Consider the following 16,977-nt stretch of genomic DNA (forward strand, 5'->3'; position numbering starts at 1 on the left):
CTATACTGTGCAGTAACTGAAGCTGGAAGCTATCGTCATAGGAGGTGATTCATCCGATGTCAATAGAATTACTGCCATATAAGCAAATGTATGAACGAATGGATGCTTTGGAACGATTAGAATTAAAAATTCGTTGGGGTGCCTACGATATACATGTGCTGCGTTTTCATCTCGTTCAATTTGCACCAGGAAAAGCTATAAATTTTCATATGCATGCAGAGTACGAATTTCACTTCATTCCTGGTGGCAAAGGTTTTGTTATTATGCAAGATCGTCATTACCCACTGAGTGCTGGACAATTTTATCTAACAGGTCCCGGACTTCTCCATTATCAAGAAGCGGATATGAATGAACCTATGGAAGAGCTTTGCCTGCATATAGATATTATTGAACGTGATGATGATCAAACCGATCCAGCAGAAGCATTGGAAGCGCGAAATTGTATAGAAAAGTTGAAAACGCTCCCCCCTATTCCAGCTCATGACGTTTATAACGCTATGAATAGTTTTGTAGAAGCTTACCAAGCAACACAAAACTATTCTCTCGGTAGTTATATGACGATTAAACAAGCAATTATTCAAATTCTATTACGTGTCGTTCGCGTACATGAACAAGGAAATGAACAAATATCTATTCCAATTCGAGATATGAAGCAATATCGATACAAGTTAGCATTGGAATATATTCATACGAATTATGCACAACCTATTTCTATTGAAGATGTTGCCGAAAAATTACGGGTAAGTACACGTCAATTACAACGGTTGCTAAAAGAGCTGAATGATGGTAAAACATTTAGTAAAACTGTAGAAGAAATTAGACTAGCTGCTGTATGTAAGCATTTACTTTCTAACGAATCTTCTATAGAAAAAATCGCCCTTCAATGTGGCTTCTCTAGTGGTAATTATTTGCACACCGTCTTCAAAGAAAAATTTGGTGTAACTCCAGCACAATATCGTGCTGCTTACAAAAATAATTAAACAAATAAAATGAACTAAACAAATGGAGGTTTAAATAATGTCAAAAATTTATCGTGTAGCTATTGTTGGTTGTGGTGGTATTGCTAATGGGAAACATATGCCTAGTCTAAGCAAACTAGATCAAGTAGAAATGGTTGCTTTCTGCGACATTATTGAAGAGCGCGCTCAAAATGCTGCTGAAAAATATGGTGCTGCTGGTGCTAAAGTTTATACGGATTATAAAGAAATGCTCAAAGACGCTTCTATCGATATTGTACACGTTTGTACGCCAAACGATTCTCACGCTGCTATTGCTATTGATGCACTAGAAGCTGACAAACACGTTATGAGTGAAAAACCTATGGCAAAAACAGCTGCTGATGCAAAACGCATGATGGAAACAGCTGAAAGAACAGGTAAAAAACTAACGGTTGGTTATAATAACCGCTTCCGTAATGATAGCCAACATCTAAAAACTCTTTGCGAAGCTGGTGAATTAGGTAACATTTACTACGCAAAAGCACATGCGATTCGTCGTCGTGCTGTACCTACTTGGGGCGTGTTTTTGGATGAAGAGAAACAAGGTGGCGGTCCGTTAATCGATATCGGTACTCACGCACTTGACCTTACACTGTGGATGATGGATAACTACCAACCAAAAGTAGTACTTGGTAAAGCTTACCACGAACTATCCAAACGTGAAAATGCTGCTAACGCATGGGGACCATGGGACCCAGCCAAATTTACAGTAGAAGACTCTGCATTCGCAATGATTCTAATGGAAAACGGCGCTACTATTATGCTGGAATCTAGCTGGGCATTGAATTCCCTTGACGTAGATGAAGCAAAATGTTCTCTTTCTGGTACAGAAGGTGGAGCGGATATGCGTGGTGGTTTACGTATTAACGGAGAAGAGAATAGCCGTTTGTTCACTAAAACAGTAGATCTTCAAGCTGGCGGCGTGGCATTCTACGACGGAAAATCAGAATCAGATTCTGACCTAGAAATGCGTCTATGGATTAAAGCAATCGATGAAAATACCGATCCAGTAGTAACTCCAAAACAAGCATATGTCGTTTCGCAAATTTTGGAAGCAATTTACGAATCATCTAAAACTGGTCAAGCAGTATACTTGTAATAATATTTTAACATTGGAAAACACAATAAGGGCTGTCCAATAAGACTCCCAAAATAAAAAGTTGGACGCGAAAACATAAACATAACGTTTTCCGTCCAACTTTTTTTGTACTTTTGTGCACGTCCCCCTTCCCCCTTTGTACGATTTATCGTATAAACCTTGCGCTACAGCATCTATATATGATCCTTTATACGATTTTTAGTATAAAGCATTCGTTACAACCATCTATACATGAACGTTTATACGTTTTCTCTTACAAAATCTACGAATCTAGCCCCTTCCATAACCGTTTATACGTTTTTTCATATAAAGCTTGCGCTACAGCATCTATATATGAATTAACTCATTTGCAATTTACCCTCCAAACATTCATTCTGATGAAAGGTCAGTTTTTCGATGTATTTTTTCAATAATTAACTAAAGGGGGTGTTCAGTAGTCAGTTTTCACTGGTTTTCTGGACACCCCCTTCTAATGTTGAGAGAACGATCTATTCTAGTTTAACTGCTTGTTGCTGTGCATTAAGACATAATTCTGCTGCTTTGAATGCATGTTCTTGCGTCATTGCTTTTTCTGTACCATGGATAAGGTCAAGAATCATAGCTCCGAAAAATGGAAAACCAACTTTCCCATGTAAGCTCAAATGTTGTTCCCCTTCATGATTGACCAAATACAGTTGATCGCCTTCGCGATCACGAGCAACATCAATGTACTTACGCAGTTCAATGTAGCCATCTGTCCCTAGTATTAATGTTCTGCCATCTCCCCATGTTCCTAGACCATCAGGAGTGAGCCAATCTACTCGGAAATAACCTGTCGCTCCATTATCACCGACAACAGTGATATCGCCAAAATCCTCTAACTCTTCATATTGCTTGCTATTATAATTAGCCACTTTACTACTCGTTATCTTAGCGTTACTATTCCCTGTAAATGTAAGGAATTGTTCTAATTGATGCGATCCGATATCACACAAAATTCCGCCGTACTGTTCTTTCTTAAAAAACCAGTCTGGTCGTGATGGAGCATTCAAGCGATGAGGCCCGAGACCAATTACTTGCACTACTCGACCGATAGCGCCTTCTTCAATCAACTGACCAGCGTAGACCGCACTCTCTACGTGTAGACGTTCGCTGTAATAAACCATGTAACGTTTACCCGTTTCTTTGCAAACCTCTTTAGCCTCTTCCAATTGGGCATGCGTAGTGAACGGCGTTTTGTCCGTAAAATAATGTTTGCCGCTTTTCATCACTTTCACACCAAATGGACCGCGTAAAGATGGAATAGCCGCTGCTGCTACTAATTGAATTTCAGAATCTTGTAACACTTGCTCTTCCGATTCTGCCACTTGTACGCTAGGAAAACGTTCCTTGAACGCCGCTACTTTTTGTGGATCTGCATCATACACCCATTTTAGTTCTGCTCCCGCTTCAACGAGACCATTACTCATCCCATATATATGACCATGATCTAATCGCATTGCAGCAAACTTAAATTGCCCTGCTTCTACTACTTTATTAAAGCTACCTTGAGGAGCATAATTCATGCCATCCGCTTTACTCATTTACTATTTATCCCCCTTTATTTGGTGATTCAGCAATTCGTTTTTGCAAATGTTCATTAAATAATTCTTCATCTATCGGCATATCTACCCAATCGTCTAACCACGTAGATAATAACATTGCATTGGAAATCATTAAACCTTTAATTCCTTCTTCACCAGGAGCAATTAATGGCTCATCATGTAAAATAGCATTAACAAAGTTTTGCATAATACCTTTATGATCAGGATTTGTTCCGACTATAGGAACTTCACACGTCCAACATTCTGGACTACCAAATCCACCAGTAAAGCGTTTGTTAAACTCTGTTTCGGATTCACGTAAGCGCCAAAACGTCAACTTACCATCTTCAATGACAACTTTTCCTCGATCTCCAACTACTTCATAACGATTCGTTCCTGGTGTCTCACCTGTAGTCGTTACAAAAACACCTGTCGCACCATTTTCATATTCTACAAACGCTGTCACATCATCTTCGACTTCAATGTTGCGATGTTTTCCAAAGTAACAAAATGCGCGCACACGTTTAGGCATCATATCGACTGTCCATTGCCACAAATCCAGTTGATGCGGATCTTGGTTAAGCAATACACCTCCGCCTTCTCCCGCCCATGTCGCTCGCCAGCTACCAGAATCATAATAACTTTGCGTTCTATACCAGTTCGTTATAATCCAATTCGTTCTTCTAATTTCTCCTAATTCTCCACTATCGACTAGATCTTTCAACTTTTGATAGATTGGGTTAGTACGTTGATTGTACATCATACTAAACTTTACATTTGTTTTTTCCCATGCTTCATTCATTTCTCTTACTTGTTTTGTATACACACCTGCTGGTTTTTCTACTAGCACATGCAAATTACGTTCAAAACATGCAATCGATAATTCAGGATGTGAATAATGTGGTGTTGCAATTAATACAGCATCAATTTCTCCACTATCAAGCATAGCGTTCGGATCTGCATAACGTAAAACTTGTTCACCTAATTGTTCTTCCGCCCATTTTAAGTTACTTTCCAATTTATCACAAACAGCAACTAAAGTTACTCCTGTCACTTCTCCTGCTTGCAAATAACGAATATGCCCTTTTCCCATATTACCAACACCAATAATACCTAATCGTACATTTTGCACAGTTGACCTCTCCTTTGATTGCCAGTATATTAATCATCTTCTCATTCAATGATAACAAATGATAGTATAAGCAACTTCACTTGCATTATCTAATATTGCCTTTAATTTGACTGTAATTGATGTATAATAAAACTACAGAAAGAAGGAGGACTTAACATTGCGATTTGATCCTACAGGACATCAAGCATTTTCCATTGGAACGAGGCAAGACTACAACCCAACATTGTACTATCATACCCATACCCAATATGAAATATATTATTTCTACGGAGATAAGGCAAATTATTTGATCAATGATCGAATTTACGTACTTGAGCCTGGTGATCTTATTTTAATGCATGGCATGACACTGCACAAAGCTCACGTTGAACCGGATATTGCTTACAAACGAACGACTATTCACTTTGATCCGTATTATTTCACAAAGTTTATGCAACCTGCTTACGCCAATGATCTACTAGCTCCTTTTCGCAAATTACACAATCTAAGATTACAACTACGCGGCGAACAGAAAGAAATGGTTGAACAATTGATAGAACAGATGGAAACGCTATTTTCACAGAAAACTTCCTATTCATTACAACGTTTTCAAACTTATTTGATTGATTTGATGATTATTATTAATCAACAATGTGAACAACCTTTACAAGCAATTGAGCAATTTCCATCTACAAAGGAAGAACATGTGCAAAGCATCATTACGTACATCGAGAAAAACTTTCGTGAACAGTTTACTTTAGAAGATTTGCAAGATGAATTACATTTAAGTAAATATTATTTAGCTAAAACCTTCAAAGAAATTACGGGCACAACTATATTTTATTTTTTAATGCAACGTAGAATATATGAAGCAAAATTAAAGCTGATCGATAGCCAAATGCCCATCACTGATATTAGCTATGAAGTAGGCTTTAAACACCCTTCTCACTTTAGCAGAGCATTCAAGCAACATACAGAGAAGACAGCAGAACAATATCGCAAAGAAAACCAACGTACTATTCAACCTGCCAAACCACTAATGGCTGAACGCGCTATATATGAATCTAACAAAAAAAATTAACTCCATTAGATTAAATCTAAGGAGTTAATTTTTTGTATGTGTATGTGTACATATTTTATTATTTAATAGTTTACATCATAAGCTTGTGCAATATAGATTGTACGACTTAACCTTGTAGAAGCAATTGTTCTGGATCTTCTAACATTGCTTTTACTGCTACTAGGAAACGAACAGCTTCACTACCATCTACAATACGATGATCATAAGATAGAGCAATGTACATCATTGGTCTATTTTCCATTCTTTCTTCGTCAATAGCAACCGGTCTAATTTGGATTTTGTGCATACCTAGAATACCAACTTGTGGTGTATTCAATATCGGTGTAGACAACAAGGAACCAAATACTCCACCATTCGTAATCGTAAAGCTACCACCTTGCAAATCATTCAACGAGATTGTATTCGTACGAGCTTTTTGTGCTAGCTCGCCAATCGTACGCTCAATTTCTGCAAAGCTTAGACGATCTGCATCACGAACTACCGGAACAACTAATCCTTCTTTTGCAGAAACCGCAATACCAATATCGTAGAATTTCTTCACGACAATGTCATCGCCATCAATCTCTGCATTAAGTAATGGAAATTGCTTCAATGCTCCAACTACTGCTTTTGTAAAAAATGACATGAAACCTAAATTCACTTCGTTTTTCTCGGAGAATGATTGCTTATGACGTTTACGTAAATCTAAAATAGCTGACATATCTACTTCATTAAATGTTGTAAGCATTGCAGCTGTATGCTGTGCTTCTACCAATCTGCTAGCAATTGTAGCACGACGACGTGACATTCGCTTACGCTCTACTGGCTTAGCATCATTAACAGCAGCAGATGCTGATGGTGCACTAGCAGCTTTCGGTGCAGCTGTAGGCGCTGGTGAAGTAGCTTGTACATTATGTGCTCGTACATCATCAGGGAATATTCTACCAATAGAGTCTTTCCCTTGTACTTGTGTCAAATCTATTCCTTGTTCACGAGCAAGCTTGCGAGCTGCTGGTGTTGCATTGACTGATGCCGCAGTTGATGATACAGCTGCTGGTGCAGTTACTTGTTGCTCAGAAGCAGCTGCTGCTGCTTTAGGCTCAGTTGTTTCTGTCACTGCTTGAGGAGCAGCAGCTTCTTTAGCTGGTGCTGCCGAAGCAGCACCAATGATACCAATTGTTTCACCAACTAATACTACATCGCCTTCTTGCTTTAGAACAGATGCAACAGCACCACTTTCATCTGCACTAATTTCGATATTAACTTTATCTGTCTCAAGTTCTAGCAATACGTCACCTTGATTAACGTTATCGCCTTCTTTTACATACCATTTTGTAATGGAACCTTCTGTGATTGAATCGCCTAATTCTGGAACGATAATATTTGCCATCTATGTCTACCCCCTGACCAAATTCGATTCGAATGGCTGGCCATTCAAAGCGGAAGAAATAATAGTTTGTTGTTCAATCGCATGTACTTCTTGATGACCACTCGCAGTACTAGAACGATCTGGACGACCAATATATCGAACTGCCACTTTATCTGAAGTAAGTGCACGTAAACGTGGTTCCATATAACTCCACGAACCTTGGTTTTTCGGTTCTTCTTGTACCCAAACGATTTCCTCTAGTTTACTAAACTGTTTAATAATGCGGTCCAATTCAGCATGTGGCAATGGATATAGTTGTTCTACGCGAGCTACTCGCAACCAATCGAACTGCTCATCTCCACGTGAGGATAGCGCTTCTGCTATATCAATCGTAATTTTTCCAGAACCAAGCAATAACCGTTTCACTTTATCTCGGGTTGCTTTTGGTTCAGTTAGACTAAATTGCGGCAATACTGGTTTGAAACTGCCTTCACTAAACTCCAAACCATGCGATGCAACTCTTGGATTACGAATTAAACTTTTTGGAGCCATCAAAATAAGTGGACGTACATTTTCACTTTTTAGCATAGCCGCTTGTTTCCGCAATAAATGGAAATAGTTTGCTGCTGATGTAAGATTTGCAACAGTCCAATTGTTATCCGCAGATAACTGCAAGAAACGTTCCAAACGCGCACTAGAGTGCTCTGGTCCTTGTCCCTCGTAACCATGCGGTAACAATACAGCAATACCAGATTTTTGCGACCATTTTGCACGACCAGCAGCTATAAACTGATCAAAAATTACTTGTGCAACGTTGGCAAAGTCACCATATTGCGCTTCCCATATAACAAACGTTTCTGGCGCAAATACATTGTATCCATATTCAAAGCCAAGTACCGCTGTCTCCGATAGTGGACTATTATAAACGGCAAAGGATGCTTTCGCTTGCGATAATTGATGTAGTGGCGTAAATTTAGCTCCAGTAACTGCATCATTAAGCATAATATGACGATGTGCAAACGTCCCACGTTCTGAATCTTGCCCGCTTAGTCGAATTGGTGTTCCATCAGCAACGATGGTAGCAAATGCCAACGCTTCGGCATGAGCCCATTCAACCTTTTCACCATCATCAAGCGCAGTTGCTCGACGTTGCAAAATACGTTTTAATTTCGGATATTCTGTAAATCCTTCTGGACGATTTAATAATTCCATATTGATTTCTTTTAATTTTTCTAAAGGTACAGTTGTCGCTACATCTTCCGCCACAATAAAGCTAGCATCTTCTCCATGATGTTTCACTTTCTTACCATCATTAGATTTGATACTTTCATAAGCCGATTGCAACGCATGCATTGTTTTTTGACGCAATTGCTCCACTTGTACTTCATCAAGTGATTTGTTCGCCAACAAGTGTTTGCTATAAATAGTAGCCACTGTTGGGTGGTTGCGAATATTGTTATACATTAGCGGCTGTGTTACATCCGGATCATCCATTTCATTATGACCATAGCGGCGGTAACCTACCAAATCTATAACGAATCCTTTATTGTATCGTAGTCGATACTCACAAGCGAGTCGTACTGCAGCCAAGCAAGCTTCTGGATCATCCGCATTAACGTGAACGATCGGAATATCAAAGCCTTTGGCTAAATCCGAAGCATAATGAGTAGAGCGAGAATCTACGCTATCTGTCGTAAAACCAAGTCGGTTATTAGCAATAATATGCAGAGTTCCACCATTACGGTAACCTTTCAACTTGTTAAAGTTAAGCGTTTCTGCAACAATTCCTTCACCGATAAATGCAGCATCTCCGTGTACACAAATAGTTACTGCGCCGTTCGTATCAACAGTTGGGAATCCTGGCATATTTCGCTCTTCTTGAGCGGCACGAGTAAACCCTTCAACTACTGGATTAACAAACTCCAAGTGACTTGGGTTGTTCGCCAGTATAACATTTGTACGAACCGTTTCACCATCACGAACAGCTCGATCGGCTCCGAGGTGATACTTCACATCGCCGGACCAACCAAAATTAATACCAATAGATCCTTCTGAAGGACCAAGCTCTTTATTCGGAGAATGATGAAATTCAGCAAAAATTTTCTCATATGGTTTGCCCAATACGTGAGTTAACACATTCAAACGACCACGATGAGCCATACCAATTAATATATGATGCGCACCATCATGAGCTACAGCACGTACGATTTCATCTAGCACAGGTACAAGCATATCTACACCTTCGATAGAGAATCGTTTTTGCCCAACAAATGTCCGGTGAATAAATCCTTCGAACTGCTCTACTTGCATCAATCGCTCAAGCAGTGCTTCTCTCTCTCTGTTGGAAAGCGGAGCTGGAAAAGTAGCAGATTCGGCTTGCTTATGAAGCCAATCACGTTCTTGCTCATCATGAATATGCGTAAATTCATACGCAGCAGAACGAGTATATATTTCTCGTAAACGAGAAATAGCATCCCAGCCATTTTTCATATCACTTGTTGCATTATGCCAAATTAATGAAGCTGGCATTGCTGACAAATCTTCTTTGGTCAAACCAAATGTAGACGGTTCCAGTAAAGCTGTATCCGCTGTCGGACTTAAATTAAGTGGGTTAATATCCGCCGCCAAATGACCATATCTACGAATATTTAGCATTAATTGATGAGCCGCTACTACTTTTTCTAGCGCTTTAATATCAAGCGGACTACTTGCCGTCTTAGCTTGATTAGCGACTATCGGTTCACGCTGTAAGTCGTTACTTGCAGTAGAGGTAGTCGGTGGCGCTCCCCAAAGCTCGAATTGCTCTCTTACTGATGGCTCCACTTTTGATGGATCGATCAAATAAAGTTCATACTGTTCTTGCACATAACCTAAATTGGGGCCATAATAACTTTTCCAAGGCGAAAGATTGCTCTCTTCATTGAAGCTCATTGCAGAAATTTCCACCCTCTCTGATAATAACCATCCTATATTTTTCACAATAGTAATTGATGCAACGACGATTATACATGCTTAGTACATGATAATCTAACTGTTCCAACCGTATCAGAAAGCGACAATACAATGATCACAGACAAAAACTTGTTAATCACGTCATGTCGCTTTCTGCAGAAAGAACCAACTTATCAGATGACTTCATAAATATTTCATAATTTAATCATGCAATAAGTTATTGCATATATTATCTTCATTGTAGTACAATACGTCGATTGCTTCCATACTCATATTAGCATAGGTTTCATCACTTTCAAGCATCAATTAGTTGTTAATTATTCTTATCATCGACATATTTACAGTTTTTCATAAGGAAGTTGATAATAATTCCACCAACGTGCGTACCATTACACCGGTACCACCTTTCGTTTCATATTTCCGATTACTGCCAAGCCATGCAGTTCCAGCAATATCTAAATGCACCCACGGCAAGTTTTCAGCAAAATGACCAACAAACAACCCGCCGGTTATCGTACCCGCTTGTCTCCCGCCAACATTTTTCAAATCAGCAGCTTCACTTTTCAATAACTTTTTATACTCATCATAAGCAGGTAATGGCCAGATTCGTTCGCCAGTTTTGTTCGAAGCTGCAATTAACTGTAGCAACAAAGGCTCATTATTCGTAATTGCTGCCGATGCTTCTATACCAATCGCCACAGACACCGCTCCGGTTAATGTTGCTACATCAATAATTTTGGTAGCTCCTCTAGCAATCGCAACTGTCAACCCATCCGCCAGCACTAATCTACCTTCTGCATCAGTGTTCACTACTTCAACCGTATAACCACTCATCGTTTGTATCACATCACCTGGCTTTAAAGCCCGATCTGATGGCATATTCTCTGCCGTTGGTATAACAACAACTACGTTTATAGCTGCTTTCAATGTAGCAAGTGCTTTTATAGCGCTTAACACAGCTGCTGCACCGCCCATATCAGATATCATTTCTTCCATTCCAGCAGCCGTTTTCAACGAAATACCACCCGTATCAAACGTAATACCTTTACCGACTAGTCCATATACCTCTTCGCTATCTGGGTTTCCTCTATAGTGCATGACGATCATCCGAGGTGGGTTCACACTACCTTGCCCTACACCAAGCAAACCACCCATACCTAGCTCTGCGGCTGTCCATTCATCCATCACTTCAATATCTAGTTCCAATTCGAGCGCTATTCGCTCTGCCTCTTCTGCTAAAAGTTCCGGTGTTAGTTCATTTCCAGGCTTATTTACCAAATCACGTGCAAAGCCTACTGCCTCCGTTATAACTTGCGCACGGTTCATCGCTTGCTCCCATGCCGCTTGGTCAAACCATGTCGGAACTACTTCTTCATCCGCCCACTCCGGTACCAGTGTTAGCTTATCCAATACGAATCGTTCGTCCATTTCTTTCTTCCATGCCACTCGTGTATGTAACGTCAACAACAGCCCTTCCATTACTGCTTGCACAATTGCTGCGCTGTCTTCCACCGATATCGTTCCCATATTTTGTTCGACTTCTGCAAATATACTTTCTTTCAAAATAAGTTGTATCGTTTTTGCTTGTATCGCTTTTGCCGCTCGAGCTACACCCGCTGCCATTACTCTCCATGCTTCTAAATACATATCTTCTCTATTTTCTAAATATGCGAAAACAACATAGTTTGCAGAAAGCATACCGTAAGTTGGTAACGTTAACGTCGCTTCACTTGCACATTTAAACTGCCCGCTAACTATTGCTTTTTGCACTTGCTCATTAATAGCCGCTACACTAGTTAACGGTTCCGTTGCCATATGATCTATACTATTTTTAGTCACCACATAAACAATGACATCTACTGATTGTTCCAATTGTTCGTTTTCTTGATACATTAATGTTGTCTGCATTTCCATCATCCCTTCAATTGGTTCACTTTATTTAATATACTATTTATTTAATCAATTCATTATTAGTTTACCATATAAAAAAAGAGTCGAGGCACTTTCCTCCACTCTTTCTTCGTTTTATGTAAGTAAGGGCAAGCTAATTACAAATACCGTTCCACAATTTTCAATACTGTTCACTCTAATAGACCCACCGTGGTTCCTTATGATGCGTTCACTAACCGATAAACCTAATCCTGTACCTGTTGACTTGGTCGTGTAAAATGGTTCGAACAACTTACTCATTGTAGCTTTATCCATACCTTTTCCATTATCTTGAATCGTTATTTCAGCAAAGTTACCGTTGCTGTTAACTTCCACTGTAACTTTACTTCTATGGAATTCATCCGTCATTTGTACCGCTTCCAAAGCATTTCTCAAAATATTAAGTACAACCTGCTTCATCTGCTTTACATCAATAGATACAAATAAATCAGTAACTAACTGGTTAAATATTAATTCGCAATTTTGCATTAACGCCTGCCCATCAATTAAAACGATTGCATCGTGCAGCAAACTGTTAATTGAAGCATTCTCTTTCATCGGCGCACTCGGTTTTGAAGAATTTAAAAACTCATGAATAATGTCATTAGCACGATCGATTTCTGACAGTATAATACGAGCATAGTCTTCCTTACCAATATCATAGAGATAAGGTCTAATAAGTTGAATAAAGCCTCTAATGCTTGTTAATGGATTACGAATTTCATGGGCAATAGAAGCAGATATCTTTCCCAGCATCGCTAGCTTTTCATTTTGCAATGCACTTTGTTCGACGAGTCTAAACTCCGAAACATCTTTTAAACTGAACAAGTAATCTCCTTCTAAAGGATCACCACATGTAAGCGTTGCCTCCAATTGCCTACCATCCACATATCGAAACTCATAACTAGTACGTTCTTTCAAAACCATTTCACGATACACTTCGATCATAATTAGTTTCAAAGAACTATCAAGTTCGGAATGAAACAATAATTGCTTCATCGTTAAGCCATACAACAACTTATCAGGAATTTGTAATAACTTCATTAGTTGATTATTAGCAAACGTTAACCTTCCCTTACTATCGAATAAAGCAATACCGTTGTCCATTTGTTGCAGAACGTTTTCATATTTGTTTTTTATTTTTTCTGTGAACGGATCTTTTATAATATGCAACTCTCTTATGGCAGTGGTCAGTTCAGTTTTGTGATTAAATGAGGGATGTAACATCACTTCATCTTTTGTCCCGATGTTTGGTTCGAAAAACTGCATGCTGTTGCTTTCATTACTGGACAAATAACTAGTTTCCATCATTTCCATAAAAAAAACAAACGAACGATCATACAATTCAACGACTTTTGTGGGATCTGCATTTACAGCCAGCGACTTTGTACACTCATCATGTATAAATAATACTGTGTCTAGATCAATTCGAGCAAACCGCTTTCCTATCTTATTGGCTCTAATTAGCGACGCTTCCCCTCCATAGCGCACATACTCGGCAAGCGCCGGGAAATAATACTCTTTTAAGATCTGCAACGACCTCTCCTCCCGGACAACATTCACGCATATGGACAACGAATCCTATCTATCTATTATAATGTGTTATTTTACAAACTCTGTCAATCAGAGATTATGTCGAATGAAGGTACTATTTTCTTTGTTTGTTCGTCAAGTTATCATATCTAAATTAATATTTTTACTCCAGTAAGTAGTAAATTTTCTCATTATTTTAGTTTTTATCGCACAATAATTCGATTTTAATACCACTTTCCTGAAAAATGTTAACTTTTTTATCCACATATTCTTCAAATTAATCTTTCAATCGACAAATTTTATGATGAAATATTATTCTAGTAAACTATCAAAAAACTTATTATTAATATCTTTCCTCTTTACCTATGCAACATATTACGCCGACTATTCAACAATTGCAGCCTGCGCTTCAATGCATATTTCCAGCCTTTATCATCGATTTGCTCAGCAAAGTTTAATAGATCCAGCGCCATATCAATTTGATTATAAATAATAACGTGTGTATCCTCATCTTCATGGTTCACACAATTTTCTAATAGCACCTCGTAAGAACAATCGATGTAATCGTTGAAATCAACGTCTACTGCGCCATCATTACTAGAAAACTCCGCTAATAATTCATAATCTTCTCGGATAATATAATGAACTTCCACTCGTTGACAGACAATGCAATATAACACAGGCACGTGATGAATATAGGATTGCTGATGAAACATTGTTCCTCTCGATCCTAACATACTTGCCCCACAACAAAAACTCATCGCCCAATCCCCTTTCAGAGCTCCATTTATTTCATTACTGATGCATATTCAACTTGCTTTGTCCTCATTCCGTTAGATTTATATTATTCACACCACTATTAAACGCAAAAAAAGACGGCATAGTTCAGCAACTTCGCTGTTCTACACCGTCTATTTTGTCGTTAGCTATTTCAAATTCTGACGTATTATTATTTTTTCATTGCAGCAATAATCAAATCACCCATTTGGCTTGTGCTTAGTGCTTTGCTTTTATCTACTGCAATATCCGTTGTACGGTTACCCGCATTAAGTACTTCTTCTACCGCATCTTCAATTGATTTTGCTGCATCATGATAACCAAACGTTAGTCTAAACATTAGCGCTACCGATAAAATCGTTGCGATTGGATTAGATATCTCTTGACCAGCAATATCTGGAGCTGAACCGTGTACAGGCTCATATAGGCCAAAGCTACCTTCACCTAATGATGCAGACGATAGCATTCCGATAGAACCTGTTAACATCGCTGCTTCATCACTCAAAATGTCGCCAAACATATTTTCTGTTACGATAACATCAAAGCTCGACGGACGGCGTAGCAACTGCATTGCACAGTTATCTACCAAAATATGTTCTAGTTCCACTTCTGGATATTCTTCCGCTACGCGAATAACTACTTCACGCCACAAGCGAGATGTTTCCAGCACGTTTGCCTTATCAACAGAAGCTAGTTTTTTGCCACGAGTCATTGCAATGTCAAATGCTTGACGAGCAATTCTTTCTATTTCTTGTACACTGTATGCACACGTATCTACTGCTTCTTCGCCATTTGCACCTTCACGACGGAATTTTTCACCAAAATAAATTCCACCAGTCAATTCACGAACAACGATTAGATCAGTACCTTCCAACACTTCTGGCTTCAATGTCGACGCTTCTTTCAAGCAATCAAATACGTTTGCTGGACGAATGTTAGAAAACAATCCTAATTCTTTTCTAATTCCCAATAGCCCTGTTTCTGGACGTAATTCTTTAGAATTATTATCCCATTTCGGTCCACCAACTGCTCCTAACAATACAGCATCTGCTGATTTACAAAGGTCTAGCGTTTCCTGCGGAAGCGGTGTTCCTTTCTCATCAATAGCGATTCCACCGAACAAACCGTGCTCCGTTTCAAATTTATAACCAAACAGTTCTTCTGTTTTTTGCAATACTTTCAATGCTTCGCCCACTACTTCTGGACCAATACCGTCTCCACCGAGAACAGCTATTTTTTTCACTTCTGACATAATTTTCAGCACTCCTTGTCTCATTCTCACTCTATTATCATTTGTACCATACATTACTTATGATTACAAAGATATAAAAACTATTTAGATTATAGGCTGTATCTATAGAGCAGCTCTTTTTCGCTATCATAACATAGCCATTTACAAGAAAAGACAGTACATGTAAGTCATACTTTCATGTACCGTCTTCCTATAAACTACGAGAAAAGTGTCTGCCTCTTGCTTACTTCTTGATCCAGTGCATCAATTCGCGAAGTTCTTTACCAGTTTGCTCGATTGGATGTGCCGCTTCGTTACGACGAGTAGCTGTAAGCATAGCACCACCTGATTGATTTTCAAGGATAAAGTCACGTGCAAAACGACCAGATTGAATATCTTCAAGTACACGTTTCATTTCTTTTTTCGTTTCGTCAGTTACGATACGAGGTCCAGTTACATAGTCACCATATTCTGCTGTATTAGAGATGGAATCACGCATAGTAGCTAGTCCACCTTCATACATCAAGTCAACGATTAGTTTCAATTCGTGTAGACATTCGAAGTAAGCCATCTCTGGTGCATAACCAGCTTCAACAAGTGTTTCGAAACCAGCTTTTACTAGAGCAGTAGCTCCACCACATAGAACAGCTTGCTCACCGAACAAATCTGTTTCTGTTTCTTCTTTGAAAGAAGTTTCGATTACGCCAGCACGTGTACAACCGATACCTTTTGCGTAAGCTAGACCGATTTCTTTTGCTTTACCACTTGCATCTTGATGAATAGCAATAAGACCTGGAACACCAAATCCTTCTTCATAAGTACGACGAACCATATGTCCTGGTGATTTTGGAGCAACTAGAAATACGTCTGTTTCGTTACCAGCAACGATTTGACCGTAATGTACGTTAAAGCCGTGTGAGAACATAAGTGCTGCACCTTTTTTAAGGTTTGGAGCAATTTCTTCTTTATATACTTTTGCCTGAGTTTCATCAGGAAGTAGTATTTGTACAACGTCAGCAAGTTTAGTAGCTTCGCTAACAGATAGTACTTCAAAACCATCTTTTTTAGCTGTATCTGCTGATTTACCTGGGCGAAGACCGATAACTACCTTCACACCGCTATCACGCAAGTTTTGTGCTTGTGCATGACCTTGACTTCCGTACCCGATTACTGCAATTGTTTTTCCTTGTAGTACGCCTAAATCGGCATCTTTTTCATAATACAATGTAGCTGACATAATTATAATTTCCTCCTTTAATGTAACCCTCTTGAGCGGGCGTACTAACAGGCAACATCCAGCTTATCTACTCGTTACCTAGTAGCACGCCCGCTCAAGATAGTATAACAATCATTATA

At 39.0% G+C, this 16,977-nt stretch carries 12 protein-coding genes; 3 read left to right on the plus strand and 9 right to left on the minus strand.

Features of this window, described 5'->3' with window-relative positions; all coding sequences use genetic code 11:
* Window positions 1-56: 56 nt before the first annotated feature.
* Window positions 57-980: an AraC family transcriptional regulator gene (locus ACFSTH_RS15305; RefSeq protein ID WP_377769409.1), complete on the plus strand. Its 924-nt coding sequence runs from the start codon at window positions 57-59 to the stop codon at window positions 978-980.
* A gap of 37 nt (window positions 981-1,017) precedes the next feature.
* Window positions 1,018-2,097 (plus strand): Gfo/Idh/MocA family protein, encoded by a 1,080-nt coding sequence (locus ACFSTH_RS15310; protein WP_377769410.1) that lies wholly within the window; start codon window positions 1,018-1,020, stop codon window positions 2,095-2,097.
* Window positions 2,098-2,585: 488 nt separating this feature from the next.
* Here ACFSTH_RS15310 and ACFSTH_RS15315 read toward each other — a convergent pair whose 3' ends face one another.
* Together ACFSTH_RS15315 and ACFSTH_RS15320 are read right to left on the minus strand one after the other, a co-directional pair.
* Window positions 2,586-3,659: a Gfo/Idh/MocA family protein gene (locus ACFSTH_RS15315; RefSeq protein WP_377769411.1), complete on the minus strand. Its 1,074-nt coding sequence runs from the start codon at window positions 3,657-3,659 to the stop codon at window positions 2,586-2,588.
* Between the two features lie 7 nt (window positions 3,660-3,666).
* Window positions 3,667-4,791 (minus strand): Gfo/Idh/MocA family protein, encoded by a 1,125-nt coding sequence (locus ACFSTH_RS15320; RefSeq protein ID WP_377769412.1) that lies wholly within the window; start codon window positions 4,789-4,791, stop codon window positions 3,667-3,669.
* Between the two features lie 157 nt (window positions 4,792-4,948).
* Here ACFSTH_RS15320 and ACFSTH_RS15325 point away from each other — a divergent pair, with 157 nt between their 5' ends.
* On the plus strand, window positions 4,949-5,851 hold the full coding sequence (locus tag ACFSTH_RS15325) for a helix-turn-helix transcriptional regulator (protein ID WP_377769413.1): 903 nt from the start codon (window positions 4,949-4,951) through the stop codon (window positions 5,849-5,851).
* A gap of 106 nt (window positions 5,852-5,957) precedes the next feature.
* Here ACFSTH_RS15325 and odhB read toward each other — a convergent pair whose 3' ends face one another.
* The 7 genes from odhB to ilvC form a co-directional block, all read right to left on the minus strand.
* Window positions 5,958-7,220, minus strand: a complete 1,263-nt coding sequence (gene odhB / locus ACFSTH_RS15330; protein ID WP_377769414.1) for a 2-oxoglutarate dehydrogenase complex dihydrolipoyllysine-residue succinyltransferase — start codon at window positions 7,218-7,220, stop codon at window positions 5,958-5,960.
* 6 nt (window positions 7,221-7,226) lie between these two features.
* The gene (locus ACFSTH_RS15335; protein ID WP_377769415.1) at window positions 7,227-10,130 is read right to left on the minus strand and encodes a 2-oxoglutarate dehydrogenase E1 component; all 2,904 of its coding nucleotides are present in this window, start codon (window positions 10,128-10,130) and stop codon (window positions 7,227-7,229) included.
* A 369-nt stretch (window positions 10,131-10,499) separates the two neighbouring features.
* Complete coding sequence (locus tag ACFSTH_RS15340) at window positions 10,500-12,059, minus strand: leucyl aminopeptidase (RefSeq protein ID WP_377769416.1); 1,560 nt, start codon at window positions 12,057-12,059, stop codon at window positions 10,500-10,502.
* A 117-nt stretch (window positions 12,060-12,176) separates the two neighbouring features.
* Complete coding sequence (locus ACFSTH_RS15345; protein ID WP_377769417.1) at window positions 12,177-13,616, minus strand: ATP-binding protein; 1,440 nt, start codon at window positions 13,614-13,616, stop codon at window positions 12,177-12,179.
* A 356-nt stretch (window positions 13,617-13,972) separates the two neighbouring features.
* Entirely contained in the window at window positions 13,973-14,374 is a 402-nt protein-coding gene (locus ACFSTH_RS15350) for a hypothetical protein (protein ID WP_377769418.1), read from the minus strand.
* A 188-nt stretch (window positions 14,375-14,562) separates the two neighbouring features.
* Complete coding sequence (gene leuB, locus ACFSTH_RS15355) at window positions 14,563-15,642, minus strand: 3-isopropylmalate dehydrogenase (RefSeq protein WP_377769419.1); 1,080 nt, start codon at window positions 15,640-15,642, stop codon at window positions 14,563-14,565.
* Between the two features lie 223 nt (window positions 15,643-15,865).
* On the minus strand, window positions 15,866-16,858 hold the full coding sequence (gene ilvC, locus ACFSTH_RS15360) for a ketol-acid reductoisomerase (RefSeq protein ID WP_377769420.1): 993 nt from the start codon (window positions 16,856-16,858) through the stop codon (window positions 15,866-15,868).
* Between the last annotated feature and the right edge of the window lie 119 nt (window positions 16,859-16,977).

This window comes from Paenibacillus yanchengensis (genome assembly GCF_042684845.1).
GTDB classification, from domain to species: domain Bacteria; phylum Bacillota; class Bacilli; order Paenibacillales; family Paenibacillaceae; genus Pristimantibacillus; species Pristimantibacillus yanchengensis.

Coding starts and splice junctions, on each gene's coding strand:
- ACFSTH_RS15305 (WP_377769409.1), top strand. CDS start 57: ATGTCAATAGAATTACTGCCATATAAGCAAATGTATGAACGAATGGAT.
- ACFSTH_RS15310 (WP_377769410.1), top strand. CDS start 1,018: ATGTCAAAAATTTATCGTGTAGCTATTGTTGGTTGTGGTGGTATTGCT.
- ACFSTH_RS15315 (WP_377769411.1), bottom strand. CDS start 3,659: ATGAGTAAAGCGGATGGCATGAATTATGCTCCTCAAGGTAGCTTTAAT.
- odhB (WP_377769414.1), bottom strand. CDS start 7,220: ATGGCAAATATTATCGTTCCAGAATTAGGCGATTCAATCACAGAAGGT.
- ACFSTH_RS15335 (WP_377769415.1), bottom strand. CDS start 10,130: ATGAGCTTCAATGAAGAGAGCAATCTTTCGCCTTGGAAAAGTTATTAT.
- ACFSTH_RS15340 (WP_377769416.1), bottom strand. CDS start 12,059: ATGCAGACAACATTAATGTATCAAGAAAACGAACAATTGGAACAATCA.
- ACFSTH_RS15350 (WP_377769418.1), bottom strand. CDS start 14,374: ATGAGTTTTTGTTGTGGGGCAAGTATGTTAGGATCGAGAGGAACAATG.
- leuB (WP_377769419.1), bottom strand. CDS start 15,642: ATGTCAGAAGTGAAAAAAATAGCTGTTCTCGGTGGAGACGGTATTGGT.
- ilvC (WP_377769420.1), bottom strand. CDS start 16,858: ATGTCAGCTACATTGTATTATGAAAAAGATGCCGATTTAGGCGTACTA.